The 1505-nt window shown below is 17.5% G+C and carries 1 protein-coding gene and 1 pseudogene; one reads left to right on the top strand and one right to left on the bottom strand.

The window, feature by feature from the left end; genetic code table 11:
* Positions 1-146: 146 nt before the first annotated feature.
* Positions 147-266: a hypothetical protein gene (locus tag IE038_RS25500; RefSeq protein ID WP_220451657.1), complete on the top strand. Its 120-nt coding sequence runs from the start codon at positions 147-149 to the stop codon at positions 264-266.
* Positions 267-800: 534 nt separating this feature from the next.
* Here IE038_RS25500 and IE038_RS25495 read toward each other — a convergent pair.
* Positions 801-1346: pseudogene (locus IE038_RS25495) on the bottom strand (hypothetical protein).
* Positions 1347-1505: the final 159 nt, after the last annotated feature.

The following is a 1505-nucleotide window of genomic DNA, read 5'->3' as shown; positions in this document are numbered from 1 at the left end:
TTATGGAATAAGGTTTTATTCTATTTATGGGGATTTTGTAAATATTTTATTTTAAAAATTAAAAATTGGTTTTTTTTTTGGAGATTGGATGTAGTTATTAATTTATGATTTGGTATGTATAGAATGAAAATTTTATTTTTGATTTTATGAGAATTTTTATGAAAGTTTTTTATTTGTTTTTTTTTGATGGAAGTTTTATTTTTTTAGAATGTATTTTAATTTTTGGTTTAATTTTTTTTTTGATGATTGATTTAATTTTTGATTAAAAAGATATATTTTGGTTATATTTTATTTTTTTAATAAGTTTTGTAATGAGTATAATGGTTTTATTGTTTTGATGGAGAGAAGAATTTATGATTAGTTTTTTAGGAAATTTTTAAATGAATAATTTTAATGAAATTTTTTAATTTTTTATTTTATTATGTTTAATTTTTTGTATTTTTTTATTTGTAGAGTATATTGAATGTATAGAAATGGTTATAATAGAGTTTTTGTTATTTATATTAATAGTTATTTTAGGAGGAATGTTTTTATGTGGTGTTAATGATTTAATAATTATTTTTGTAGTTTTAGAATGTTTTAGTTTATGTTTTTATTTATTATTTGGATATATTAAGAAAGATATATGATTTAATGAGGTTATTATGAAATATTTATTTATGGGTGGGGTAAGTTTTTTTATTTTGGTTTATGGTTTTTTTTGGTTATATGGTTTATTTGGGGGAGAGATTGAGTTTTAAGAAATAGTGAATGGTTTTATTAATATATAAATGTATAATTTTTTAGGATGAATTATATAGTTAAGAGAAATTATTAATTAGAATAGAAGAGTTTGTTTTATTTATGAGTAAATATTTTATAGTAGTTTTATTAGATTGTATATTTTTTTTGGTATATTTAGATAATAGGTAGGAGTATAAATTGAAATATTTTGGAGTTATAAAGATAGTTATTAAATTGTTAGTATTATATAAAAATATTTTTTTTAGAGTAGTTGTTAATATGAATAATAGAAATTTTGTTATAGTTATTTTTGTATATTTAATGTATTTTATGGATAGAGGAATATAGAGAGTTGAATATAGTAAAATAAGAAATTGAAAGATTTTGTTGAAATTGTTTGTTTGGAAATTTTTTGAAAAGTTAATTATAGGTTTTTTTTTTTATTGGAGTAATAGGGTTGTTATGTTTATTATGAAATTTGTTGAAGAGATGAAATATAATTAAGGTATATTTTTTTGATTAGAGGTTGAATTGATTATTAGAAGAAGAATTAGGTTAAAAATTAGGATATATTTTGGGAAAATAAAATTTTTATTGAAGAGAAGTAAATGAAAGGTTTTTATAAAAATTTTTGTAGAATTGAGAATGAAATTTTTATTTTGTATATGTTAGATTATGAATTAGTAATTGTATTTAATTTTTAAAAAAAAATTAATTTTTGATTTTTGGAATGGAATATTTATGGAATTTTTATGAATAGGATAAAATTTTATTTTATGGTA

It is taken from the genome of Pseudomonas laurentiana (genome assembly GCF_014648275.1).
Classification (GTDB): domain Bacteria; phylum Pseudomonadota; class Gammaproteobacteria; order Pseudomonadales; family Pseudomonadaceae; genus Aquipseudomonas; species Aquipseudomonas laurentiana.
The sequence above is the reverse complement of the archived record's forward strand: the minus strand, read 5'-3'. Positions and strand labels throughout refer to the sequence as shown.